At 61.6% G+C, this 25304-nt stretch carries 15 protein-coding genes; 7 read left to right on the forward strand and 8 right to left on the reverse strand.

What is annotated here, in order from left to right; all coding sequences use genetic code 11:
* The first annotated feature begins 3 nt into the window (after positions 1 to 3).
* The gene (locus tag J3P88_RS17155; RefSeq protein WP_434570498.1) at positions 4 to 1152 is read left to right on the forward strand and encodes a MalY/PatB family protein; all 1149 of its coding nucleotides are present in this window, start codon (positions 4 to 6) and stop codon (positions 1150 to 1152) included.
* A gap of 175 nt (positions 1153 to 1327) precedes the next feature.
* On the opposite strand, the gene J3P88_RS17160 is transcribed toward J3P88_RS17155, so the two are convergent.
* Positions 1328 to 1732: a VOC family protein gene (locus tag J3P88_RS17160; protein ID WP_434570500.1), complete on the reverse strand. Its 405-nt coding sequence runs from the start codon at positions 1730 to 1732 to the stop codon at positions 1328 to 1330.
* Positions 1733 to 1919: 187 nt separating this feature from the next.
* Here J3P88_RS17160 and J3P88_RS17165 point away from each other — a divergent pair, with 187 nt between their 5' ends.
* Positions 1920 to 2777: an SDR family oxidoreductase gene (locus tag J3P88_RS17165; RefSeq protein WP_434570502.1), complete on the forward strand. Its 858-nt coding sequence runs from the start codon at positions 1920 to 1922 to the stop codon at positions 2775 to 2777.
* 192 nt (positions 2778 to 2969) lie between these two features.
* On the opposite strand, the gene J3P88_RS17170 is transcribed toward J3P88_RS17165, so the two are convergent.
* Genes J3P88_RS17170 through J3P88_RS17180 form a run of 3 tightly spaced genes read right to left on the reverse strand, consistent with a single transcriptional unit; the run spans position 2970 to position 4455 of the window.
* Positions 2970 to 3419, reverse strand: coding sequence for a DUF421 domain-containing protein (locus J3P88_RS17170; RefSeq protein WP_186705687.1), 450 nt, complete (start codon positions 3417 to 3419; stop codon positions 2970 to 2972).
* A gap of 7 nt (positions 3420 to 3426) precedes the next feature.
* On the reverse strand, positions 3427 to 3945 hold the full coding sequence (locus tag J3P88_RS17175; protein WP_434570505.1) for a hypothetical protein: 519 nt from the start codon (positions 3943 to 3945) through the stop codon (positions 3427 to 3429).
* Between the two features lie 9 nt (positions 3946 to 3954).
* Positions 3955 to 4455 (reverse strand): CinA family protein, encoded by a 501-nt coding sequence (locus J3P88_RS17180; protein WP_434570507.1) that lies wholly within the window; start codon positions 4453 to 4455, stop codon positions 3955 to 3957.
* Positions 4456 to 4622: 167 nt separating this feature from the next.
* Between J3P88_RS17180 and J3P88_RS17185 the strand changes: the two genes are divergently transcribed.
* Both J3P88_RS17185 and J3P88_RS17190 read left to right on the forward strand, forming a co-directional pair.
* A complete protein-coding gene (locus J3P88_RS17185; RefSeq protein WP_434570509.1) occupies positions 4623 to 5234 on the forward strand; it encodes a Yip1 family protein in 612 nt (203 codons plus the stop codon).
* A gap of 151 nt (positions 5235 to 5385) precedes the next feature.
* Positions 5386 to 9531, forward strand: coding sequence for a CheR family methyltransferase (locus J3P88_RS17190; protein ID WP_434570511.1), 4146 nt, complete (start codon positions 5386 to 5388; stop codon positions 9529 to 9531).
* Positions 9532 to 9712: 181 nt separating this feature from the next.
* Here J3P88_RS17190 and J3P88_RS17195 read toward each other — a convergent pair whose 3' ends face one another.
* Positions 9713 to 10342, reverse strand: coding sequence for a TetR/AcrR family transcriptional regulator (locus J3P88_RS17195; RefSeq protein ID WP_434570512.1), 630 nt, complete (start codon positions 10340 to 10342; stop codon positions 9713 to 9715).
* Positions 10343 to 10442: 100 nt separating this feature from the next.
* On the opposite strand from J3P88_RS17195, the gene J3P88_RS17200 reads away from it, so the two are divergent.
* A complete protein-coding gene (locus J3P88_RS17200) occupies positions 10443 to 11075 on the forward strand; it encodes an NAD(P)H-dependent oxidoreductase (protein ID WP_434570514.1) in 633 nt (210 codons plus the stop codon).
* Here the strand turns inward: J3P88_RS17200 and J3P88_RS17205 are convergent, their stop codons facing one another.
* Positions 11076 to 12638, reverse strand: coding sequence for a L,D-transpeptidase family protein (locus J3P88_RS17205; RefSeq protein ID WP_434570516.1), 1563 nt, complete (start codon positions 12636 to 12638; stop codon positions 11076 to 11078).
* 162 nt (positions 12639 to 12800) lie between these two features.
* On the opposite strand from J3P88_RS17205, the gene J3P88_RS17210 reads away from it, so the two are divergent.
* Positions 12801 to 13484 (forward strand): murein L,D-transpeptidase catalytic domain family protein, encoded by a 684-nt coding sequence (locus J3P88_RS17210; RefSeq protein ID WP_434576515.1) that lies wholly within the window; start codon positions 12801 to 12803, stop codon positions 13482 to 13484.
* 225 nt (positions 13485 to 13709) lie between these two features.
* A complete protein-coding gene (locus J3P88_RS17215; RefSeq protein ID WP_434570518.1) occupies positions 13710 to 14663 on the forward strand; it encodes a class I SAM-dependent methyltransferase in 954 nt (317 codons plus the stop codon).
* A 172-nt stretch (positions 14664 to 14835) separates the two neighbouring features.
* On the opposite strand, the gene J3P88_RS17220 is transcribed toward J3P88_RS17215, so the two are convergent.
* Together J3P88_RS17220 and J3P88_RS17225 are read right to left on the reverse strand one after the other, a co-directional pair.
* A complete protein-coding gene (locus J3P88_RS17220) occupies positions 14836 to 19935 on the reverse strand; it encodes a dermonecrotic toxin domain-containing protein (protein ID WP_434570520.1) in 5100 nt (1699 codons plus the stop codon).
* A 109-nt stretch (positions 19936 to 20044) separates the two neighbouring features.
* On the reverse strand, positions 20045 to 25159 hold the full coding sequence (locus tag J3P88_RS17225; protein WP_434570522.1) for a dermonecrotic toxin domain-containing protein: 5115 nt from the start codon (positions 25157 to 25159) through the stop codon (positions 20045 to 20047).
* Between the last annotated feature and the right edge of the window lie 145 nt (positions 25160 to 25304).

Genomic DNA, 25304 nt, shown 5'->3' on the forward strand with positions numbered 1-25304 from the left:
CCCATGACTTTCGATTTCGACACCGTATTGGAGCGCCACGGCACCGGCAGTACCAAATGGAGCCGCTACCCGGCGGATGTGTTGCCGATGTGGGTGGCCGACATGGATTTCGCCGCCCCGCCGATGGTCATTGACGCACTGCACAAGCGCCTCGAACATCCGATGCTCGGCTACAGCGTCGCCCAGGACGATCTGCGTGCAGCCATCACGGCTGACCTGTGGAGCAAGTACGCCTGGCGCGTCGAGCCTCAGCAGATCGTGTTCCTGCCCGGCGTCGAGCCAGGTTTCAACATGGCGCTGCATGCCTTGGTGGAACCCCGGCAGAACGTCGTGGTGCAGGTGCCCAACTACCCGCCGCTGCGCCACGCCCCTGGTCACTGGCAGTTGAACAAAGTGGAATTGCCGTTCACCCCGGTCAACGGTGAGTTCCATACGCCGTTGGCCGCGTTGCGCGAAGCGTTGCAGGGCGGCGGCGCCTTGTTGCTGAGCAATCCCCACAACCCGCTGGGCAAAGTGTTCGAGCGTGAAGAACTCCAGGCCGTGGCCGACATTTGCCTGGCGCAGGACGCCTGGATCATCTCCGACGAGATCCATGCCGAACTGTGCTTCGACGGTCGCGTGCACATACCGACTGCGTCCCTCAGCCCCGAGATTGCCGAGCGCACCATCACCCTGATGTCCGCCAGCAAGGCCTACAACATCGCGGGGCTGAAAACCTCGTTCGCGATCATCCAGAACGCCAAGCTGCGCGAACGGGTCAACAGCGCCCGGGCAGGCATGGTCGACAGCGTCAATGCCCTGGGCCTGGAAGCGACCCGCGCGGCCTACAGCGAAGCCGGCCCGTGGCTGGAAGCCCTCAAAGCCTACCTGCAAGCCAACCGTGATTACCTGGTCGAGGCGGTGAACACTCGCCTGCCGGGCATCACCATGACCGTGCCCCAAGGCACTTACCTGGCCTGGCTGGATTGTTCAGGCTTGGAGCTGGATGACCCGCAAGGATTCTTCTTGAAGGAAGCCAAGGTCGGGCTCAGTGCCGGGCTGGATTTTGGTGACGATGCCGGGCAGTTCGTGCGCCTGAACTTCGGCTGCCCGCGGGCGTTACTGGAGGAAGGGATTGCGCGGATGGAGCGCAGCCTGAAAGCCAGGGGTTGATCCAACCGGCGACGCAGAGCCCCTGTGGCGAGGGAGCTTGCTCCCGCTGGGTTGCGAAGCGGCCCCCAACGACCACACAACTCGGTGTTGGTGAGAATTGAGGGGGCTGCTGCGCAGCCCAGCGGGAGCAAGCTCCCTCGCCACAGAGGCTTCATCGCCGCAATGGATCGGTGCTCTATTCCTGCATATCCGGCGCATAAACAAAACACAGCTTGTTTCCCTCCGGATCGCGGCAATACGCGCCGAAATAGCCTTCGCAATATTGCGGCCGCGGGCCGGGAGGGCCTTCGTCGGTACCGCCCATGGCCATCGCCTGCTCCCAGGCGGCGCGGACGGTTTGCGGGGAGTCGGCGGCGAAGCTCACTTGCATGCCATTGCCCCAGGTCGCGGGCAAGCCGTTGAACGGCAGTTGGACAAACACCTGGGGCCAGTGCTTGCCCGGCTGACGCCAGCCTTCCCCCGGCGGGCCCGAATCGTTTTCGCTCGCCATGCGCTCCAGTCCCAGGCAGCCGAGGACTGCGTCATAAAAAGCGACCATTTTCGGCAGGTCGCGGGCGCCGATCTGGATGTGGCTGAACATGGCCCTGCTCCTCTTTCAAATCCGTACGTGGATTGGAGAATACCGCAACCTCCAATGTTCGCCCGATGCCGCCTATTTACCGACGAAGCAGCCCTCGTCACGCTCATCGACTGACCGGACAATCCGACCGAACTCCGCCAGAAAAACCAAAGTCCACCCTCCATCGCAACCCAACTGGAGAACGACAATGGCCGACTACCCTTTCCCGCCTTTCCCGAAACAAAGCCAGCCGGTGCCCGGCACCCAGCGCAAAATGGATCCGTACCCGGACTGCGGCGAGCAGAGCTACACCGGCTCCGGGCGATTGGCGAACAAGATCGCCCTGATCACCGGCGCCGACAGCGGCATAGGTCGCGCCGTCGCCATTGCCTTCGCCCGTGAAGGCGCGGACGTGGCGATTGCCTACCTGGACGAGCATGAAGACGCCAAGGAAACCGCACGCTGGGTCGAACAAGCCGGCCGCCAGTGCCTGTTGCTGCCCGGTGACCTGGCGGACAAAGGCCTGTGCCGCAAGATCGTCGATGAAACCGTCGCCCGCTTCGGGCGTATCGACATCCTGGTCAACAACGCCGCGTTCCAGATGACCCACGAAACCCTCGAGGAGATTCCCGACGAGGAATGGGTGCGCACCTTCGATATCAATATCACGGCGATGTTCAGGATCTGCCAGGCCGCCGTGCCGCACATGAAGCCCGGTGGTTCGATCATCAACACCACCTCGGTCAACTCCGACATGCCCAAGCCGACACTGCTTGCCTATGCCACCACCAAGGGCGCCATCGCCAACTTCACCGGCGGCCTGGCGCAAATGCTCGGGCCCAAGGGCATCCGGGTGAACAGCGTGGCGCCGGGACCGATCTGGACGCCGCTGATCGTGGCGACCATGCCCGAGGAGGAAGTGCAGAATTTCGGCTCGCAGACACCCCTCGGGCGTCCTGGCCAACCGGTTGAGGTAGCGCCGATCTATGTGCTGCTGGCCTCCGACGAAGCCAGCTACATCACCGGGGCCCGTTATGGGATTACCGGGGGCAAGCCGATGCTTTAAGCAAAGCGCAGTGTTTTACCTGTGTTTTACCTGTGGCGAGGGAGCTTGCTCCCGCTGGGCTGCGCAGCAGCCCCCCACAATTCTCACCAACACCGAGTTGTCTGGTCGTTGGGGGTCGCTTCGCGACCCAGCGGGAGCAAGCTCCCTCGCCACAACAGCCCCCGTGCCACAAAAAGTGTCTAGCGACAGTGCTCAGGACGGCTCCTTGGCGATCACCGAAATCTTCCCGTTACGCTCGATAATCGCAAACTTGATTTGCTCCAGGGTCTCGATGCCTTGGCTGGAGCGCGCGGCCTCCATGATGTCCGCCTCGATCAACCGGGCATGGCGCATCCGGCCACGGAGGATGCGCCCGTCCTCGACGATGATGGTCGGGCCGCCATCGATCAGCCGTGAAACCCACTGCGAGCGCAACTTGAGCAATGAAAAACCGACATCGATGGCAATCAGCGTCACAATCACCATCAGCGCGTTAGTCATCGAGAAGTCATCGCCCAACAGCGCCTGTTGAGTGGCCTCGCCGATGATCATCAACAACACGAAGTCGAACGTGGTGATCTCGGCCAGGGAACGCCGTCCGGCGATCTTGAACAACACCATCAATGCCGCATACAACGCGGCGGCTCGCAGTACCGAATCCATAGGTCACCTAAGGAAATATGAACTGTTTGAAACTGACCGTGGCGCCGCCGGGGGTGGCGATGCGGCTGTGATAGGTCCCGAACCCTTCGCCAAGCAATGACAGATACAGGCTGGCCTGCCCTTGCTTGTCCGCTTGGACCCAGAGCGTCATGCCCTGCCCCGCGCCCGCCGAACGCATCGGTGGCGGTTGCAGCGCTTGCATCTCGAAACCTTCCAGCCAATCGCCGCCCAACTCCACTTCCAGCACGGCGTTGGGTTGGCCCTTGAGCCGGATGGTCATGGCATTCGCGGAGCCGTTGCGGTGGAACGCCTGGTACTCAACGCCCAGGCTACCGTCGCTGCTGTACAACTCCCGGTCGCTCAACGGCCCTCGGGAAAACAGGCCCAGCAAGGTCAGGATCACCAGCAGCACCAATACGTACCAGCCCATTCGCTCAAAACGCCAGACCTTGTGCTGGAAGACCATGTCTTCGCGCACCGGGAATTGGCGGCTGCGGTGATCGTCCTGCTCGTCTTGATCGGTCATGGTCGGCCCCTATCGACACTCACCCGCCACGGCGCGTTGGTGAAAAGTGGGCAATTGCTGCAACACATATTCGGCGGCCCACAATTGCACCTGGCTGCGGTTGCCGAAGAACCGCTCGCGGCGACTGAACAAGGCGCGCTGGCCATTCACCTCGAACGCCCAGGCAAAACAGACGGTGCCGGCGGGTATACCGTCCTTGCCCTCTGGCCCGAGCAGGCCGGTAGTCGCCACGGCTACGTTGGCATTGGCATCGCGCAAGGCACCAAGAGCCATCTCCTCGGCGACTTCGCGACTGGTGAGGTTGAACGTCTCGATGGTGCGTGGACTCACGCCGAGCAGCCGCTGCTTGGCTTCAGGGGAATACACCACATAGCCGCTTTCGATCAGTGAACCGCTGCCGGGCACCTCGGCCAGCAGCGTGACAATCTGCCCGGCGGTGCAAGATTCGGCCGTGGTCAGGCGCAGGTCATGTTCGCGCAGATAATCAACCAGGGTTTGGGCAACAGTCATGGCAAACGGTCCTTCAGGGATGCTGATGGGTTGACCCCTGCCGTTTTGATTCATTCCCTTTATCGCACCGTCAGCCAGATCCTGGAAATAAATGAAACCCCTGTCTGTAGCCGTACCTCAAACCTACATGGGCCTCATGCAGAGGCCGTCCTGATCAGGAGGTCGTCATGTCTGCACCTTTCGTCAAACTGTTCACGCAACCTGAGTTCGCCTGGGCCGACATCCGCGAACAGGAACAGGCGCATCCACGCCACTACCTGGCGCACTTGCTGTTGCTCGCGCTGATCCCGGCGGTGTGCCTGTTCATCGGCACCACCTGGACCGGTTGGAGCCTGGCCGAAAACGAAACGGTACGACTCAGCAGTGCCAGCGCGTTCCAGCTGTGTGCGCTGCTGTACCTGACCATCGTGGTCGGCGTCACGCTGATGGGGGTGTTCATCCGCTGGATGTCCCGCACCTTCGAGGTGCGTCCGACGGTCAACCAATGCATCGGTTTCGCCGCCTACACAGCCACGCCCTACTTCCTGGCCGGGATTTTCGGGTTGTATCCGAGCCGCTGGCTGGCCGTGGCGGTGTTGTTGCTGGCGTCGGCCTACTCGACCTTCCTGCTGTTCGTCGGATTACCCAAGTTCATGGGCCTCAAGAAAGAACAGGGCCTGTTGTATTCGGCAAGTGTCTGGGGCGTCGGTTTGCTGGTCCTGGTGACGATCCTGGTGGAAATGATCCTGCTCTGGTTCAACTACCTGCAGCCGGAATATCTGCGTGTGCCGGTGGGCTGAGGGCGTTTTCGGGGCGCACAATGCCGGTGACGGTGGCTTTGCAGCGCCCGGTCTTCGCAATCTTCGTGCAACCGGACTATCCTGCGAGTTTTTGCCCCCTGAATTTGATGTGGCGGGACTGGATTGCCCCGCCCTTTAAGGCCAAGAATTTATGCCATCATCCAGCAAACGCTCTCCCAACGTGCCACAGCGACGAGAGCTGAGCCCCAGTGACCTGAACTTCCCGGTGGTGGGAATCGGCGCTTCGGCGGGCGGCTTGCAGGCCATCAAGCAGTTTTTCGAGCACATGCCCAAGGACAACGGCATGGCGTTCGTCATCGTTCTGCACCTGGCGCCGGACCATCAGAGCCTGGCCGGCAAGATCATCCAGGAAACGACCAAGATGCCGGTGCTGCAGGTCACCGAAACGGTGCCGATCCGCAAGAACCACGTCTACGTGATTTCCCCCGCCCAAAGCCTGCACATGAATGACGGCTATCTGCATGTCACCCCGGCCGAACCACGCCAGGGCGGGCACGTGGCCATCGACCTGTTTTTCCGCGACCTGGCGGATGTACACAAGGACCGGGCATTTTGCCTGGTGCTGTCGGGCACCGGCTCCGACGGCGCCGTGGGCCTGTCGAGGATCAAGGAGCAAGGTGGCGTGACCATCGCGCAATCTCCCACGGACGCCGAATTCGATGGCATGCCCCAGGCGGCCATTGATACCCAAATGGTCGATCTGGTGCTGCCAGTAGCGGAAATGCCGCAGAAATTGCTGGAGCTGTGGAGCAACGCCCAGGCAATCCGCCTGCCTACCGCCAATGATCCGGAAATCAACACCCAGCCGCCGACCTCCGAGCGCGAGGCCGCCGCGGCCGAGCAGTCACTGCATGACATCCTGGTGCAACTGCGCGCCGGTACCGGCCATGATTTCAAACACTACAAACGCGCCACCGTGCTGCGACGTATCGAACGGCGGATGCAGGTCACTGCCCAGGCGGATTTACCGTCCTACTACAGCTACCTGCAGAATCATCCGGATGAGACCAAGTCCTTGCTCGGCGACCTGCTGATCGGCGTGACCAACTTCTTTCGTGACCGTGAGGCATTCGAGGCCCTGGAGCGGGACGTGCTGCCCAGCCTGCTCAAACCGGTCGAACCCGGCAGCGTGCCTCCAGAGGAAGTACGCGTGTGGTCGGCGGGCTGTTCCACCGGTGAAGAGGCCTACACGCTGGCGATGCTGGTCAGCGATCAACTGGTGCACGACGCCAGTCCCGCCAAGCTGCAAGTGTTTGCCACCGACATCGATGAACGTGCCATTACTGCGGGCCGTAACGGCGCGTACCCAGAGGCGATCATCACCGACGTGCCCCCGACCCGGCTGCGTCAATACTTCCTTAAGGATGGCCACAACTACCGCGTGCGCAAGGAGATCCGCGAGCGGGTGCTGTTCGCCAAGCACAACCTGCTGTCGGATCCGCCGTTCTCGCAGATCGACCTGATCGTCTGCCGCAACCTGTTGATCTACCTCGACCGCGAAGTCCAGCGTGAAATCCTGCAAATGTTCCACTTCGCCCTGCGACCGGGGGGCTATCTGTTCCTCGGCTCGTCGGAATCGGCCGATGCCTGCCACGAGCTGTTTACGCCAGTGGACAAGCGCAACCGGATCTTCCGCAGCAAGTACGGCACCGCCAGCAGCCGCCGCACACCGACCATGCCTCGCGGCGGTTACGTGCGCGCGACGTCCTCCCCGGCTGCGCCCCTGGCCGCCCCGATACGCAAGGTGTCGTTTGCCGACATCCACTTGCGCGCCATCGAGCGCTCCGCGCCGCCGAGCATGATCGTCGACGCCAACGCCGACATCCTGCACATGTCCGAAAGCGCCGGACGCTTCCTGCGCCATGTCGGCGGCGAGATGTCGCGCAACCTGCTGACGCTGATCAATCCGCAGTTGCGCCTGGAGATCCGCACCACGCTGTTCCAGGTCAACCAAAGTGGCCAGGCGGTCAAGTCGCGTCAGGTCAACCTTGAGCGGGATGGCCGACGGTTCCTGGTGGATCTGCTGGCCCAGCCCTATCGCGACGACCAGTCCGACGGTGACTTTGTCTTGGTGGTGTTCGATGAGGTGGAAGTCGACGCGGCCGAACAGCTTGAATCCAGCACCAACCAGACCGAGAACCAGGTCCTCTCCAACCTTGAGCGGGAACTGCAACGCACCAAACTGCACCTGCAGGACACCATCGAACAGGCCGAAGTCTCCAGCGAGGAACTCAAGGCCTCCAATGAAGAGATGCAGGCGATCAACGAAGAGTTGCGCTCGGCCACTGAAGAGTTGGAGACCAGCAAGGAAGAGCTTCAGTCGATCAACGAAGAATTGCTGACGGTCAATTACGAGCTCAAGACCAAGGTCGAAGAAACCGACAAGATCAATGATTACCTCACCAACCTGATCGCCTCCACCGACATCGCCACGGTGTTCGTCGACCGCAGCGTGCGCATCAAGTGGTTCACGCCAAGGGCCACGGAAATCTTCAGCATGCTGCCGGTGGACACCGGCCGTTCGCTGCTGGACATCACCCATCGCCTGGACTACGCCGACATGGCTGCCGACGCCACCCAGGTCTTCGAATCCTTGAACATGATCGAACGGGAAGTCAGCAGCAACGACGGCCGCTGGTACATCGCCCGGCTGCTGCCGTACCGTTCCAGCGAGGACCACATCGACGGCACGGTGTTGACCTTTATCGACATCAGCAAGCGCCGGGCGGCCGAGGAAGAACTGCGCCTGGGAGAAGAACGCATGCGACTGGTGGCCGAAAGCACCCGGGACTACGCCATCATCCTGCTGGATGAACATGGCGTGATCACTCGCTGGAACACCGGGGCCGAATTGATCTTCGGCCATTCCAAGGCCGAAGCCGAGGGCGCCTATTACGACTTCATCTTCTCGCCCCAGGACCGCGCCGACGGCGTGCCGGAAAACGAATTGAGGCTGGCCCGGACCAACGGGCGCAGCGAGGACGAGCGCTGGCACCTGCGCAAGGACGGCAGCCGCTTCTTCTGCAGTGGCGAGGTCACCTTGCTACAAGGCGACCACCAGCAGGGCTACGTGAAAATCGCCCGCGACCTGACCGGGCACAAGCGCCTGCACGAGGAACAGACCCAACGGCTGATGGAAACCCAGAACACCAGCCACCTGAAGGACGAGTTCTTCGCGGTCATGTCCCACGAACTCAAGCATCCGCTGAACCTCATCCAGCTCAACGCCGAATTGCTACGACGCTTGCCGGTGACCAAGACCGTCAGCGCGGCGGCCAAGGCCGTCAACACGATCTGCGACGCGGTAACCAGCCAGGCGCGAATCATCGACGATTTGCTCGACGTGGCGCGGGTGCGCACCGGCAAGCTCAAGCTCAAGCGCCAGGCCGTGGACCTGGGCCGAGTGCTCCAGGACATCTACACGGTGGTGATCAATGACAATCACCCGAACAAGGTGACCCTGGAACTGCCCGAGGGGCCCAGCGAGCTGATCGTCAACGCCGACCCGACCCGGTTGGAGCAGGTCATTTGGAACCTGGTGAACAATGCCCTGAAGTTCACCCCCAACGGTGGCCGCGTGCAGTTGATCGCCAGCCAGGACGGCAGCATGGCGCGACTGGACGTCAAGGACTCCGGCGTGGGCATCGAGGCCGAGCATTTGAACGAAGTATTCGACCTGTTCGGCCAGGCCGAGACCCAGCACGCGACCCATCAACGCGAAGGGTTGGGCATCGGCCTGTCCCTGGTGCGGCAGTTGACCGAGGCCCATGGCGGCAGCGTGGAAGTCAAGTCCGATGGGTTGGGCAAGGGCTGCACGTTTACCATTCGCCTGCCCTTGAGCAAGGCGGAGGAGCCACAAGCCAAGCAAGCGCCCAGCAGTGAGCAATCCGGTCGTCTGAGCGGCCTGACCGTTTTACTGGTGGATGACTCTCCCGAAGTGCTGGATACCCTCAAACTGCTGTTGGAGATGGAAGACGCCCAGGTCCTCGCCTTCGCCCTGCCGCAAGAGGCCTTGCAAAGCGCCCGTGACGCCCGTTTCGATGTGGTGATTTCTGACTTGGGCATGCCGGTGATGAACGGGCATGAGCTGATGCAGGCATTGCGCAAGTTGCCCCATGTCAAACACATTCCGGCCATTGCGTTGACGGGGTATGGGGCGTCGGTGGACATGCAGAAGTCCCGGCAGTCGGGGTTTGATCAGCACATTGGCAAACCGGTTTCCTATGATGAGCTGATTGATACGATTGAACAGTTGTTGCGTTCGCAGGTTTATTGATTCGGGCTGCGCTGTTGGATTGTGTGCATATCCGTTACCGCAGCAATGGATATGTACTCAATCAACAACCCCTGGCCGCGAGCAAGCTTTGCTCTCACAGGGGCACTGGGGCTTTGGCGCAGATATTCTCAGGCAACACAAAACGACAGTGGGAGCAAAGCTTGCGCGCGATAGCGTGGGCTCAGCTTGGAGAGGTGTCGACGGTCCTGCCCACCATCGCAACAATGCTGGCAAACAGCTCTTGCTTTGCCTCGTCAGCGCTGATTTCCCCGGTGGCGGCCGCATTGGACAACGCCTCCGCCGCCCCCAGCATCGCTCGCAAACCAGCCTGGCCGACGCCATTGGTACCCGCAAACGGCTCCAACACCACGCGGCACTTGTCAAGAAATTTCCCTTCGCATTCCCTCTTGATGCGCTCCAATTCAGGTGAGCCACTCAGAGCTGCGCTGACGCCGGGGATCTCTCGGCCCTGAAGCAGGACACATTCCACAAAGGAAGAAGCAATGACCTGCGCTCGGCTTTCTAGCTCCGGTTCACTGGCTTCAATCGCGGCATTGATCACCGCCATCTGGCGGACGTCGAAATCTTTATAAAGCGCCGCCAATAGCCCCGACCGGGTAATGAAATGGTCGTAGACGATGGGTTTGGTGACACCCGCCTGATCCGCGAGCCGAGCCAGGGTCAGCGCTTCACTGCCCTCCTCCCGAACCAGGCGCCAGGCGACATCTAATAACTGCCGCTGTCGGTCGGCGCGGGACAGTCGACGACGGGGGGCGGCAGAGGGCTGTGCTTTTTCTTCAGTGCTTGACATGCTAACTATACCAAAGGTAACTTACCAACCGTAACTTACTCACCGTAACTTAGCCCAGCATACTCGCTTGACGCTGCGTGATGCTAGAAGGAGATTCGAGATGCACGCCCTTATCGTTGTTGCTCACCATGACCCCCGTTCGCTGACCCATTCACTCGCCCGAGCCATTGGTGACGGCATCGTCCAGGCCAACCCGGTCAATACCTTCGAAATAGCCGACCTCGCCGCCGAAGGATTCGATCCACGCTTTGGTTTCGCCGACGGCGCGGTCCATCGCCGCGTAGCGGCCGCCCCGGCGGATGTTCTGGCCGAACAGGCTCGAATCGAACGAGCCGATACGCTCGTAATGGTCTACCCGATTTACTGGTGGTCGATGCCTGCTTTGCTCAAAGGTTGGATCGACCGAGTGTTTTCCAATGGTTGGGCGTTCGATTACAAGCACGGCGAGCCGTTTGTCCAGAAGCTAAAGCACCTGCGAATACAGCTTGTGGCGGTCGGCGGCGCCGATGCCGGTAGCTTTGAACGCCACGGCTACGACCGGGCAATGGTCACGCAGATTGAAGATGGCATCTTTGGTTACTGCGGCGCCCAGGTAATGAGCACCGAACGTTTGCTCGAATCGGAAACCCTCGATCCGAAGCTTCACTTACAAACGGCTCATGCCCTCGGCCAGCGGCTGTTCTCGACAACCGAAGAGACTACGCCCGTGGAGTCCGATGCTGAGTTCGCGTGATCAGAGCGCACTACGGCTAGCGGCAGATAGAGCGATATCGCGTTGGTAGATATCCGGGATGTACACCGCCTGGCCCTGGCTGTCAGCTTGTGCTGTCCAGTAACCCAGCAGGATCGGCATGGGCCGGGCCAGCCTGAACTCGTGGGTCGATTCACTGGCCAGCAAGGTGTCGGTGCGGGCCCGTTCAGCCGGGCTGACCAGCAGGTCGCGCAGGTGCATCACTTGCTCGATCCGCACGCAACCTGAGCTGAAGGCCCGCGGACCTTTGCTGAACAGCGACTGGCTCGGCGTGTCATGCAGGTACACCGAGAACGGATTGGGGAAGCGGATCGCCATTTTGCCCAACGGGTTCTTCGGGCCCGGGTCCTGGCGAAGCATCAGGTTGCCCGGGTGCTCCCAGTCGATGTCCTCCGCCAGCAACGGCAGGCCTTCACTGTCGAGGATCCGTAGGTTGTGGCGAGTGAGAAACTCCGGATCACGGCGGATCTCGGGCAGTTTGTCCTCGCGCATGATGGTCGGCGGAATGGTCCAGGTCGGGTTGAGCGTCAGTCGAGTGACATGGGATTTGAGCAACGGCGTCTGCCGTTGCGCCCGGCCCACCTGGGTGCGGGTTTGCCAGACCGGCGCGCCGCCCTGGTAAACCGTCAATTGCGCCGCGGCCACGTTGACCAGGACGCTGTCGGTTTCCACATCCTGGGCCAGCCAACGCATGCGCTCCAGATTGATGCGCAACTGCTCCCGGCGCATGGCCGGGCTGATGTTCAGCTCGGTGACGGTCCACGGCCCGACCACGCCATCGGCCTGTAGCGAATGCCGAGCCTGGAAGCTCTTCATCGCCTCCACCAACATGGGGCCGTAATGCTCGTCGCTGACCTGCGGCGGCGTACTCAAGTACCCCTCGTTGAACAGGCGCTGGGCCAGGGCGGGGACACGGGCGTCCTGTTTGTCCGGTTGCAGCAACGGCCCGCCTGGCACCGCTTGCCATTCGCCCAGCGGCTGTTGCCGTAGCCGGGCATAGAGACCGCGCAGGTTGCGGTAAAGGTCCAGGTTCGGCCGCGACTGTTCAAAGGCGTCGGCGAGGTTTTGCAGGCCCAGCCCGGCGATGGCCAGCACCACGGCCGGGTGATCCTGTGGCGGTGGGTTGGCTTTCCATACCGGCTCCAGTCGGTCTTGGGGCAAGTAGCCGAAACGCAGGTCATGCAAAGCTCGCAGGTAGCGCTGGCTGATGGCGATGTCGGCGCAATGAAGGCCTTGGACCGCGTCCCCGACCGGCAGGCTATAACGAGCCGGATCCAGGCCGTCGTCGGCCAACTGCTGCAACTGGACCTGCAACGCTCCCCGTCGTTCGTCGTCCGCCCAGACTTCCTGGCCTGCGTTTTGCTGGTAGAACGCCTGTAAGTCAAGCTGCGTCGGAAAATCGACGCCCACCGCGACGTTCGGGCACGCGACCGCCAGTTGCGCCAGCGTGGTCTGCACCAGAGCCGGGTCGCCGTCCTCGGCTTTGGCGACCAATGGCGCCGTGAGCAATAAAAGGCTCAGGTAACATGCGGACTTTTTGAACAACTGCTTTACTCCAATCCATGGCCGTCTCGTTGACGGTGAATTTTGCGACAGGTACGACCCGCCATCATGCAGACAAACACAATCGGACGGGATGCCGCGAACGAACACCACGCTGGAACCGCTTCGCCTGTATCGGGCTTTTTGCGCCGATTTTGCCTGGTCATGCTGGGCCTGGGTATCATTTGCAGCCCGGCACTGGCGGAAAAAAAGGCCAAGTCGAAAACGCTTTACCACAGCCTCGCCCAGGCAGCGCCGGAACTCAATCCCCTGGCGCTGAAAAGTGCCTTGAGCGCCATGCAATGCGCTGTCGCCAATGGCGCCGGCCAAGCCCGCCACCTGGCGGTCATCGACTACTCGCAACCCTCCACGGCCCGGCGCCTGTGGATCTTCGACCTGCGGCAAAAGAAGCTGGTGTTGCGCGATCTGGTGGCCCATGGGCAGAAATCCGGAGAAAATTTCGCCACGCAATTCTCCAATCGCCTGGGCAGCTACCAATCCAGCCTGGGCCTGTTTCGTACCCAGGAAAGCTACCAGGGCGCCCACGGTTATTCACTGCGCATGGATGGCCTGGAGCCGGGCTTCAATGACCTGGCCCGCGACCGGGCGATCGTGATCCATGCCGCCGACTACGTGAACCCGTTGTGGAGCGTGCGCCAGGGACGCATCGGGCGCAGCCAGGGCTGCCCTGCCGTACGCCCGCAAGTGGCGCGCCAGGTGATCGACAAGCTCAAGGGCGGGCAATTCATGTTTTCCTGGTACCCGGACCCGAGCTGGCTCAAGCGATCGGCCTATCTCAACTGCCAGCCGCAACAGGTGGCGAGCATCCTGGCCACAAGCGGCGGCTAGTAGCACCTTTGTGGCGAGGGAGCTTGCTCCCGCCGTAGGAGCTGCCGAGCGAAGCGAGGCTGCGATCTTTCCACTGACAATTGAATCGAAAGATCAAGATCAAGAGATCGCAGGCTTCGCCAGCTCCTACAGAGCCCAACGGGAGCAAGCTCCCTCGCCACAGGGATTGCACCAGGGTCGGCGACGGTTAAAATGCCGGCCTTTCGAATCCCTGGCGTTGCCTGAATGAATTGCGTAGCCCTTCAAACCCTTCACGACCATTTGCTGACCGCCCTGGCATCGGTGCCGGAAGAGACCCGCCGTCTGTTCCATGGCCGTGGGCGCTGCTGGCCGGGGCTGGAGCAGGTCACGGTCGACTGGTTGCAAGGGGTGGTGCTGGTCTCGCTGTTCAAGGAACCGGACTCCACGCATCTTGACGATTTGCGCGCAATGCTGATGGCATTGACCACGTCGCCGGCCTGGCAACACAGCAAGGCCCACACCCTCGCCGTGCAGCACCGCTACTTGCCCGATAGCCTGACCCAGTGGCTAGTGGGTGAGCCCATCGATGAGTGGACCCTGACCGAAGGCAGCTTGCGTTACCGGATCGACCTGGGCAAAAAGCAGAACAACGGCCTGTTCCTCGACATGCGCTACGGTCGCGACTGGGTGCGGGCCAACGCCAATGGCAAGCGGGTGCTGAACCTGTTTGCCTACACCTGCGGTTTCTCGGTGGCGGCGATTGCCGGGGGCGCGCAGCATGTGGTCAACCTGGACATGTCCCGGGCGGCCCTGAGCCGCGGCCGCGACAACCATCGCCTGAACGGCCATGACCTGGGCCAGGTGAGTTTCCTCGGCCACGACCTGTTCAAGTCCTGGGGCAAGGTGATCAACAGCGGCCCCTACGACCTGGTGATCATCGATCCGCCCACCTTCCAGAAGGGCAGTTTCCTGCTGACCAAGGACTACCAGCGGGTATTGCGTCGCCTGCCGGAACTGCTGACCGCCCACGGCAAGGTATTGGCTTGTAGCAACGACCCGGCCACCGGCCCGGATTTCCTTATCGAAGGCGTCACGCGTGAAGCGCCTGGCCTGACACTCGAAGAGCGACTGGCAAACCCTCCGGAGTTTCCAGATGCGGACCCCGCCTGTGGTTTGAAGGCCTTGGTGTTCAAGCGTGACGCCCCGCTCATCGGCTGAAACTTCGTACCGGGATTACACATTTCCACTATTTGACGGATCTTGCCCACAGCTAGACGTGTTTCACGTTGTCCGCAACGTGAAACGGTCCGGTAGCGTTGCTGCTGCGCAGCACCTCGACAGGACAGCGGGAAACGCCGATTCCGCCGCCCCGTCAACACCTCGATGACGATTATCGTGGCCGCTGCGCCCACCACGGGTCGACCATGCCAGTCGTAATCCGGCGAACCAGCGTCTCGATTTCCCGGCTCTTGACTGACCGGTAGATCGCCATGGTGCGCCGCAGCTGATCCTCACTGAGCATCACCGGCTGGCCTGAGCGCCAATCCACGTCTGCCACTGCGTCAAGCCTTGCGCGACGCCAAGTCAATTGGCCGTTTTCCTCAACCTGTTCCCAGGCGCTCGGCAAGTCGGCGTCAGGGTGCGCAAGGTTATCCAGCAATACCTGTGGCCAACGGGACGGATCCACGGGGTCGCTGAAGGCGTCCACCAAGTCACCTTCGACGACCTCCCAGGCCGATAGCTGATGGGGCCATTCACCGGACATCAGTCCAAGATAGGGCCGCCAGGTCAGTTCTCCAACGCGGGGCATGTGGTCGTTGTTGTTGAACGTGTCCTGGGCGTCGCTGAGCCAGTTGATGAACGCCTCTCGTGTGGCATACGCCTGGCGTTGCACGGGATTGGGGTAACGCTCGGCCAGCGTGTGGCTCCAATAAAGGTAATGATCGTTTAGAAAACTGCTGAACGGTACGGATTGTTGTTCAAGGCGCGCGCGAAGCGCCGATTCGAACATCATGAAATGAACTTCCAGCTCCAGGAGGTCTGGAGGCTGCCTTTCCAGAATGCGCGCTTGCAGGCGTGTGCGCAGCTGGGCCATTTGCAAGTCGAAATCGGCGATGACTCTTGAGAGAGGTGCATGAGCATTCCGGTACCCAACGTAGTGCTGCAGAATTGCGGCAGCTCTGTAGCGATCTTCGAAGGTCAATCCGTTAGCCGTATCGGTATCCGCCTCGCGCATGGTGCCGGAAAACCAGTCGATGAAGCGTCGTCCCCCCGCGTCATCACGAGCCTCTTCCAAAGCGCTTCGCAGTCCCGGGTTGATATACAACCAATCGTCGACTGTGTACCTGAACGCCTCGGGATTGCGGCTGCGCAGGGCACTGATTTGGGTGCTGGGCAATGGATTGTCCTCAAGCAACAGCCCGACGGTGCCCCCCTCCAACCGAGCGATGAGGGGAAGCAGATCATCCCGGATATCAGTGATACGGTTGTTGCTGAGGTCTACGACGATTTCTTCGCCCGGCGACTGGGACAGCACCGCCAGCGCCAGCGCTGGCACCCGTGTGAGCCCTGCATTGGTCATTTCCAGATCGCGTAGAGCTACCAGTTCGGGCAGTGGAGGTAGTTGACTGCAATTGTTCCCATTAAGGCTGAGTTCCTCCAGGTCGGTGGCCGTGCGCAAAAATGCGCTGCCCTGCTCATCCAGCCGCAGGCCGCAGCGCGACAGATCCAGCGCGCGCAACCCAGGTAAAGCCGTGATGGCCTGTAGCTGGCCCGGGGTAAAATCCAGATTATCGGTCCAAAGAAGCTCATTCAGCGAGGGCAGCTCCGCAAGACGACTAATGGCGCTAATGACTTCAGGGCCAGCTGTTCCCGTAAGGACTCTGGACAGGTCCAGCGTTTCCAGGCTTGGCGCTAAATCGACGCCAAGGAGGGGCGCGAACATATCCGCAGTCATATGGAGTGGATTCCCGTCAAGCGACAGCTCGACCAGTTCACCCAGCTCCCCGACTACTGATGGTATTGCAGTGAGCTGGTTACGTTCCAAGTCCAACAACTCGGTGTTGGGAAACAGCCGGATGAAGTCCGAAGGATCCTCGCTCAGGCCCATGTCCGTCAGGATCAGCTGCTCGATGTGCTCGAATCGTGCGTTAATCGGCGGCAAATGACCAAGTCGCTGCCCCATAAGCCGTAAGGTCAGCTCATTGCTATCTCCACTGGGGTCCGGTGCGCGCCACCAGGCCCGGCGAATGCGCATTGCAATGTCCCTGCGCAGCGAAAGCCTCCCCTCGACGTCGAAGCTGTTTTCGGCGGGATGATGGACCCCCTCGAAAATTTCCCATTGGCGCAGTCCTTGGTCCAGTTCCGTCCACTCGTTTTCCAGCTGGGTGATCAACGTTTCCACGCTGATGTTTTGGCGCTGGGCCTGCTCGGTCAGATTGTCTCGAAGCCGTTGCAGCTCCCCCCCCGCATGGGCGGGGTATAGCCGCTCAAGACGCTGATTGAGACTGCCATGCCAAACCTCCAACAGCAGCCGTCCACGGCCACTGAGTGGATAGCCCAGGCGTCCGTTCAGCCATTGCGGGCGTACCCCACCCGTGCCGAGGCCCCTCATCATCAGGTAACGACGCAGCCCTTGCCGATCAGCCAGGGCTTGTGCAAGCAGCTCTGTACGAAGCCGGGCCCCTTCCCAGATGTTCAAGCCCAACGCCTGGCGTGCGTCATCCGGCATCGCCCTGAGCAATGCATCTTCCAGGCTCAGCGCGTCCGCCAGTTCGTTTCCCTGTTCATCGAAGGGACGGTACGCGTCGCCCTCCTGCCGAAGTGTCTTCAACGGTCCTGTTGCACCCACGTCAAGTGGACTGCTCAGTTCACGCTGGAACAGGCGCAGGCGCACCCGACCTTGCAGTTTGGGCATTTCGCCGATCAGTCCCATGACCAGACGGTCACGGTCAGCGCTGCTTTCACCGCGTTCCAAGGCCCGCAAGGCTCGGCCCAGGCGCAATTCCCGCAGGGTTTCAGCGCAATGACGGCCGAGGGTTTCGCTCACGTGCCCTTGCAACAGGCGAACCCGATCCTGCCCCGCGGCCTGGCTGGCGAGTTCATTCGCCAAGGTTTGCGGCAGCCCAGGAAAATCCCGAGCCAAGGGCGCAGCCAATGGATCGACCGTCGTGGCGCGGGCCATGCCGGCCGTTACTCGCTGAGTGTTGGCCTGCAAATGCCGGGCCCAGCGCCCGGACAAGAGACGGCTACGTTCCGCCGAAGACAGGCCGAAGCTACTTTGCCCCAGCAGGGCCGTCTGCTCGTCCATTCCCATACGGGTGAGGATGCGCGCCGCCCAGGCGTCATTCTCAAGGTCCAGTTTGCTTAACAGGAGCACACGCGTGCCGGCGGCATTGCCCATCGGGTAAAACTGCACGCCATCGTGATAACGTACCGCAATGTCCTGCGGCCAGCCTGGCAGCTCCAGGAGCATCTGCACGCTGCGAAAATGCACCCCGCCCGGTGCTTGATCCCGACTCAGGCGCCCAATGGTGCGCCACACCTGCTGCCAGTTCCAGGCTTCATTCAATGCATCCGATAATATCGCCGGCAACGGTTTTCCCTCGACTTGCAGATAACGCAAGTGCGCCTCGCTGATGCCGACCTGGCGTTGCACCGAGAGAATCGCAGCGTCGTCCAGTTCGGCCGGCGTCTCGGCAAAATTACGCAGCAATGACAGGTTGTCTCGTTGCAACGGGTTGCGATGGGCCCACTGCCAGCCACGGGTTCGGCTCCATTCCAGCGGCGGCGTTACGCCTCGGTGACTGCCCGGCAGGCGCAACGCCAGATCGCGTTCCGTGCCTTGCACTTCAAAATAACGGTCGTCAATGCGCACCCACGCCTCGTTTGTCGTGCGCCAGACACCCCAGGCGTCCGGCTCGGCCTCCACCGGCGGCGGGCGCCTGGCCGCAAACGGCGTGACGTCGCCATTCCACAGGCGGGTGCTGCCATCACGCACCGGCATGGGCTCCATCGCCCCTCCGACGAACCCCAGATAGGCACCTTGGGCGACACCGAACAACACATTGAAAATATGATCGATGCCCTCCTGCGAATGCCCTTCATTGAACGCCTGGATGCCCTCGAAGATTTCATACACCAGCCGCACCCCGCCCACCGCAGCCGCGGCCATGCCGATCGGCGCACAGAACGGAATGAAGCTGGCGGCAACCATCAGCGCCTGCTCGGCGAAGTGCTCCCAGTATTCGAAACGCGCCAACAGCGCCTGCCAATCCTTGTCCCGGGTCGACACCATCAATGTCGAAGCGTTGGCCAGGGTGTGCCCGCGCCATTCGTGGTAGCGGCTGTGCCAATGATCCCCGCGCACATCGCCAAGGCCCCAAGCGACGCGGGGCGTCGGCACCCTGATGCGCCGGCTGTCACCCCTTTCGCCCCGCTCGCCTTCGCGCCAGCCGGTAATACGAGCGTGGATTTCCTGGAAGAGGTTGAGGTTGTCTTTGACTTCCCACTCCACCTGGTCATGCAAGGCCGCGCCCAGTTCGGCCTGCAAACGCATCGGCAGGTAGCGCATCAGGCTCTGGCGGTAGCTGCGTTTTCGGACCCGCTCAGTCAGCTCCGCCGACATGGCCTGCAAACTTGAAAACTGCTGGATGGGCGCGACAACGTCATGGGGCATGTGCAGCACCACCGGGCGGACGCCCTCGGCATCACCTTGCACCCCCCAGTATATCCGGGCGCCGAACAGCGGCACCGAGAGCAGTTCCAAGGATTTGATCTCGCAGGCCAGCGGCGATGTGCGCCCTGCTTCCAATTGCACCCCGACAGAGGCCAGCAACCGCTCACCGGTTTGATCCAGGCGCCCGTCCAACTTCGCCTCGTAGGCGTCATAGGCCAGTTGACTGCGTGAATAGGCCAGGTAAGCCTTGGCGACAGCGGGCGTGTCGCTGCCAATACACGGCAACCGGGTTTCGAGCAGTGTGCGATAAGCGCCTCCGACATCCACGCGGCGACAAAGCTGCGCGAAACTGGCCGGGGTGATAGGCAACGGGAGGGTGTCTGAAAAGCCCTCCCAGTGGAGGAACTCTCCCGGCTTGCCCTGGATGAAAACCTTGCCTTTTTTATCGAAATCACTCCCGGCCACCGCATCGGTGAGAGGGTAATTGAGCATCGCCGCCTCGACCATCGACAACGACCGGTCGGTGACGTAGGGGCCGCGCTTGACCCGGGCCCGGCGCACGACGTCTGCTGGACTGCTCCCGCGTGCTGTCGTTCGGCTCCACACCCGCACCTCCGGCTGGGCCTGAAGCAGGTCGAGCGTAAAGTCATAGGGCGCGGGCAAGTCCTTGGTCAAGGCATTGAGCGCATCGCTGTCGCGCTGCAATTGTTGGGTCAGGGTCTTGAAGCGTTGCTGTTGGGCTCGCAGCGCTCGTCTCAACCAGATGGGCAGCCTGGCGTGGATAAACTCGACGTGGGTTTCGAGGGTTGACATGTGGAACCTCCTTCCTTGGGGGTTGTTGAATATTCGGGTTTCGGCACTAAGCAATGAATTGACGGATGTCGCCGTTGCCGCCTCGCGACCTCGGCGACAAGGCTGATCGTCAGACTCGCGGAACACTTGACGTTCGCAACGCCCACCAAGGGCCGACAAGATCGGCGGTTATCCGACGGACCAGAATCTCGAGTTCGCGACTCTTCACCGAGCGGTATATAGCCATGGTGCGCCGGAACTGATCGTCATTGAGCGTTACCGGTTGGCCCGCAGTCCAGTCCACGTCCGCTACGGCCTCCAGCGGCGTATGGCGCCAAACCATTTGGCCATTTTCCAGAACCTGCTCTTGGGCGCTCGGTAACCCGGCGTCTGGATGCCTGAGGTTATCCAGCAGTACCTGCGGCCAACCGGACGGATCCACGGGTTCGCTGAACGCGTCCACCAGGCCGTTATCCACCGCATCCCAGATTGCCAGCCCATCTGTCCAATCCCGGGACATCAATCCCAGGTAGGGGCGCCAGGTCATTTCGCCTGTCCGAGGGGTGTGGTCATGGCTGTCGAAGGTATCCTGAGCGTCGCTGAGCCAGTCGATGAATCGCTCCCGCGTCATCAACGACTGACGCTCGGCCGCCACCGGATGTCGAGACGTCAGAGCAAAGTTCCAGTAGTCGTAGTGCTCGCTCAAGAAGTTGGCGAACGGCACCCCCTGATGCACGAGGCGCGCACGCTGGATCGAATCGAACATCGTGAAGTGCAACTCCAATTCGGCGATGTCAGGCTGTTCGCTATCCAATGCACGTGCTTGCAAGCGGCTGCGTATCTGCTCTAGCTGCAGGTCGAAATCCGCAAGTCGGGTCGGGAGCTCACCGTGGATGCCTTGGTATCCGATGTAATGTTGGAGAATGCCGACGCCCCTCATACGATCGTGATAAGCCAACCCTAGATCCGCCTCCCTGTCAGCGTCCTGCATGGCCCCGGAAAACCAATCGATGAAACGTCTGCTTCCGGCACCATCGCGGGCAACCTCCAAGGTCCGCTGGAAACTGGGGAAAACAAAGAGCCAGTCGTCGATGGTGTAGCGAAACGAGTCGGGAGCTATTGCGCGAACGGCATGGATTTGTGCGCTGGGCAACGGATTGTCATCGAGCCACAATCCAATCGTGTCATCCCTTGGATGCGCAGCAAGCGCGGGGAGTAAATCATCCTGGATGTTGCTGATACGGTTACCCCGCAGGTCAACGACAATCATGTCCTCTGACGGTCTGGATACTACCGCCAGCGCCAGCGACGGCACCCGCTCGAGTCCCGAGTGGGCCAGTTCCAGTTCACGCAACGCTGTCAGCTCCGGCAGGTCAGGCATCTGGCTGCAATTATTGCCACTCAGGCGCAGGTCTTCCAAAGCAGTAGCCGTGCGCAGGAATGCGCTGCCCTCCTCGTCCAACCGAAGGCCGCACCGCACCAGATCCAGCGCTGATAACCCTGGCAGGGCAGTAATTGCCTGCAATTCCTGAGGGGTAAAATGTAAATTTTCGGCCCAAACCAGCTCACGCAGGGAATGTAGTTCGGCCAGTTGCCCGATGGCCGCGACCAGGTCAGCGCTGGCTCCAGCCTCCCCACCGCTACTGATGCCGGACAGATGAAGGGTTCGCAAACTTGTATCGGTACTCAGCAAGGGGGTGAACACATCCGCGTTCATGTCCAGCGGGTTGCTGCTCACCGACAGCTCCATCAGCATGCGCAATTCCCCTACTGCCACGGGCAGTGCGGTGAGGTTATTGCGGTGCAAATGCAACGTATCGATGTTTGGAAACCTGCGCAAAAACTCCGAGGGATCTTGGCTGAGCGCCATATCCACCAGGATCAGTTCCTCAATATGCTCAAAGCTTGCGCTGATGGGTGGCAAGTGGCCGATGGAGTGCCCCACCAGTCGCAATGAAAATTCACTGCCGTCTCGGCCGGGCTGGGGCACGCGTCGCCAGGCCCGACGAATTTCCGTTGCTACGTCTGCCCGTAAGGAAATACGCGTCTGACGATCCAAGGTACCTTCATGGGGGTGGTGGACCCCTTCATGAACCACCCATTGGCGCAGTTCATTGTCCAGCGTCGTCCATTCGGTTTCCAGATGGGTGACCAAGTCTTCCAAGCTGATGCGTTGACGAATGGCCTCCCTGGTCAGAGAGCTTTGAAGCCTCGCCAGCTCATTCCCCGCGTGGCTCGGATAAAGTCGTTCCAATCGTTGCCCCAGGGCCCCTCGCCATTCCGACAACGGCAACCGTCCACGGCCACTGAGGGGATACCCCAAGCGCCCGTTCAGCCACTGCGGGCGAGCCGCACCCTTGTCGACTCCTCTCATCGCCAGGTGGCGACGCAGCCCTTGCCGATCAGACAGGGCTTGTGCAAGCAGCTCTGTACGAAGCCTGGCTCCCTCCCAGATGTTCAAGCCCAACGCCTGGCGTGCGTCATCCGGCATCGCCCTGAGCAATGCATCTTCCAGGCTCAGCGCGTCCGCCAGTTCGTTTCCCTGTTCATCGAAGGGACGGTACGCGTCGCCCTCCTGGCGAAGGGTCTTCAACGGTCCTGTTGCACCCACGTCAAGTGGACTGCTCAGTTCACGCTGGAACAGGCGCAGGCGCACCCGACCTTGCAGTTTGGGCATTTCGCCGATCAGTCCCATGACCAAACGGTCACGGTCAGCGCTGCTTTCACCGCGTTCCAAGGCCCGCAAGGCTCGGCCCAGGCGCAATTCCCGCAGGGTTTCAGCGCATTGACGGCCGAGGGTTTCGCTCACGTGCCCTTGCAACAGGCGAACCCGATCCTGCCCCGCGGCCTGGCTGGCGAGTTCATTCGCCAAGGTTTGCGGCAGCCCAGGAAAATCCCGAGCCAAGGGCGCAGCCAACGGATCGACCGTCGTGGCGCGGGCCATGCCGGCCGTTACCCGCTGGGTGTTGGCCTGCAAATGCCGGGCCCAGCGCCCGGACAAGAGACGGCTACGTTCCGCCGAAGACAGGCCGAAGCTACTTTGCCCCAGCAGGGCCGTCTGCTCGTCCATTCCCATACGGGTGAGGATGCGCGCCGCCCAGGCGTCATTCTCAAGGTCCAGTTTGCTTAACAGGAGCACACGCGTGCCGGCGGCATTGCCCATCGGGTAAAACTGCACGCCATCGTGATAACGTACCGCAATGTCCTGCGGCCAGCCTGGCAGCTCCAGGAGCATCTGCACGCTGCGAAAATGCACCCCGCCCGGTGCTTGATCCCGACTCAGGCGCCCAATGGTGCGCCACACCTGCTGCCAGTTCCAGGCTTCATCCAACGCATCCGATAATATCGCCGGCAACGGTTTTCCCTCGACTTGCAGATAACGCAAGTGCGCCTCGCTGATGCCGACCTGGTGTTGCACCGTGAGAATCGCAGCGTCGTCCAGTTCGGCCGGCGTCTCGGCAAAATTACGCAGCAATGACAGGTTGTCCCGTTGCAACGGGTTGCGATGGGCCCACTGCCAGCCACGGGTTCGGCTCCATTCCAGCGGCGGCGTTACGCCTCGGTGACTGCCCGGCAGGCGCAACGCCAGATCGCGTTCCGTGCCTTGCACTTCGAAATAGCGGTCGTCAATGCGCACCCACGCCTCGTTTGTCGTGCGCCAGACGCCCCAGGCGTCCAGCTCGGCCTCCACGGGCGGCGGGCGCCTGGCCGCAAACGGCGTGACGTCGCCATTCCACAGGCGGGTGCTGCCATCACGCACCGGCATGGGCTCCATCGCCCCTCCGACGAACCCCAGATAGGCACCTTGGGCGACACCGAACAACACATTGAAAATATGATCGATGCCCTCCTGCGAATGCCCTTCATTGAACGCCTGGATGCCCTCGAAGATTTCATCCACCAGCCGCACCCCGCCCACCGCAGCCGCGGCCATGCCGATCGGCGCACAGAACGGAATGAAGCTGGCGGCAACCATCAGCGCCTGCTCGGCGAAGTGCTCCCAGTATTCGAAGCGCGCCAACAGCGCCTGCCAATCCTTGTCCCGGGTCGACACCATCAAGGCCGAAGCGTTGGCCAGGGTGTGCCCGCGCCATTCGTGGTAGCGGCTGTTCCAATGATCCCCGCGCACATCGCCAAGGCCCCAAGCGACGCGGGGCGTCGGCACCCTGATGCGCCGGCTGTCACCCGTTTCGCCCCGCTCGCCTTCGCGCCAGCCGGTAATACGGGCGTGGATCTCCTGGAAAAGGTTGAGGTTGTCTTTGACTTCCCACTCCACCTGGTCATGCAAGGCCGCGCCCAGTTCGGCCTGCAAACGCATCGGCAGGTAGCGCATCAGGCTCTGGCGGTAACTGCGCTTGCGCACCCGCTCGGTCAATTCGGCCGACATCGCCTGCAAGCTGGAAAATTGCTGGATGGGCGCGACAACGTCATGAGGCATGTGCAGCACCAGCGGACGAACGCCCTGGGCGTCACCGTGCACACCCCAGTAGATCCGGGCGCCGAACAACGGTACCGAGAGCAGCTCCAACATCTTGATCTCGCACGCCAGCGCAGACGTGGGCGTGGCTTCCAATTGCACCCCGACCGAGGCCAGCAGCCGCTCACCGGTTGGGTCCAGGCGCCCGTCCAACTTCGCCTCATAGGCGTCATAGGCGAGCTGACCGCGTGCATAGGCCAGGTAAGCTTTGGCGATAGCGGGCGTCTCGCTGCCGATGCGAGGCAGTTTGGTTTCGAGCAGCTTGCGATAAGCGCCGCCCACATCCACGCGGCGGCAAAACTTCGCGAAGCCGGCCGGCGTCATGGGCAGTGGCGCGGTGTCTGAAGGTCGGTCCCATCGTCGGAACTCGCCTGGTTTGCCCTGGATGAAAAGCTCACCCTTTTTGTCGAAGTCACTGCCGAGAACAGCATCGGTGGGAGGGTAGTTGCGCATGGCCGCTTCGACCATCGATAAAGAAGGGTCGATCACATAGGGCCCCCGCTTGACCCGAGCCCGGCGAACCGCGTCAGCGGCACTGCCTTCTATCATTCGGCCCCAATCGCGTACTTCAGGCTGGGCCTGGAGCAAATCAAGCGTGAAGTCGTAAGGCGCGGGCAAGCCTTTGGTCAATGCGTTGAGCACGTCACTGTCATGTTGCAACTGCCGGGTGAGCACTTTGAACCGTGCCTGCCGGGGCCGAGTGGCCCGTTTCAACCAAGCGGGCAGCCTGGCCTGGATAAAATCGATATGGGTATCTTGAGTGGACATGATGGACCTCCGTCCTTGGGGTCGATTGAGCGTTCGAAATGCTAAGGTGCACTGAACTGAAGCGCCTGCGATGCTCGCGAAAACACGCGCGTTTTGAAACCGTTCAACCGTTGCAGGGAGTTGCCAGGCGCGTAGGAACGTCACG

It is taken from the genome of Pseudomonas sp. Z3-6 (assembly GCF_051131985.1).
Classification (GTDB): Bacteria; Pseudomonadota; Gammaproteobacteria; order Pseudomonadales; family Pseudomonadaceae; genus Aquipseudomonas; species Aquipseudomonas zanjanensis.

What these genes read in the sequence shown, in the direction of transcription:
- J3P88_RS17155 (WP_434570498.1), top strand. Translation starts at nt 4, where the DNA reads ATGACTTTCGATTTCGACACCGTATTGGAGCGCCACGGCACCGGCAGT.
- J3P88_RS17160 (WP_434570500.1), bottom strand. Translation starts at nt 1,732, where the DNA reads ATGTTCAGCCACATCCAGATCGGCGCCCGCGACCTGCCGAAAATGGTC.
- J3P88_RS17165 (WP_434570502.1), top strand. Translation starts at nt 1,920, where the DNA reads ATGGCCGACTACCCTTTCCCGCCTTTCCCGAAACAAAGCCAGCCGGTG.
- J3P88_RS17170 (WP_186705687.1), bottom strand. Translation starts at nt 3,419, where the DNA reads ATGGATTCGGTACTGCGAGCCGCCGCGTTGTATGCGGCATTGATGGTG.
- J3P88_RS17175 (WP_434570505.1), bottom strand. Translation starts at nt 3,945, where the DNA reads ATGACCGATCAAGACGAGCAGGACGATCACCGCAGCCGCCAATTCCCG.
- J3P88_RS17180 (WP_434570507.1), bottom strand. Translation starts at nt 4,455, where the DNA reads ATGACTGTTGCCCAAACCCTGGTTGATTATCTGCGCGAACATGACCTG.
- J3P88_RS17185 (WP_434570509.1), top strand. Translation starts at nt 4,623, where the DNA reads ATGTCTGCACCTTTCGTCAAACTGTTCACGCAACCTGAGTTCGCCTGG.
- J3P88_RS17190 (WP_434570511.1), top strand. Translation starts at nt 5,386, where the DNA reads ATGCCATCATCCAGCAAACGCTCTCCCAACGTGCCACAGCGACGAGAG.
- J3P88_RS17195 (WP_434570512.1), bottom strand. Translation starts at nt 10,342, where the DNA reads ATGTCAAGCACTGAAGAAAAAGCACAGCCCTCTGCCGCCCCCCGTCGT.
- J3P88_RS17200 (WP_434570514.1), top strand. Translation starts at nt 10,443, where the DNA reads ATGCACGCCCTTATCGTTGTTGCTCACCATGACCCCCGTTCGCTGACC.
- J3P88_RS17210 (WP_434576515.1), top strand. Translation starts at nt 12,801, where the DNA reads ATGCTGGGCCTGGGTATCATTTGCAGCCCGGCACTGGCGGAAAAAAAG.
- J3P88_RS17215 (WP_434570518.1), top strand. Translation starts at nt 13,710, where the DNA reads ATGAATTGCGTAGCCCTTCAAACCCTTCACGACCATTTGCTGACCGCC.
- J3P88_RS17220 (WP_434570520.1), bottom strand. Translation starts at nt 19,935, where the DNA reads ATGTCAACCCTCGAAACCCACGTCGAGTTTATCCACGCCAGGCTGCCC.
- J3P88_RS17225 (WP_434570522.1), bottom strand. Translation starts at nt 25,159, where the DNA reads ATGTCCACTCAAGATACCCATATCGATTTTATCCAGGCCAGGCTGCCC.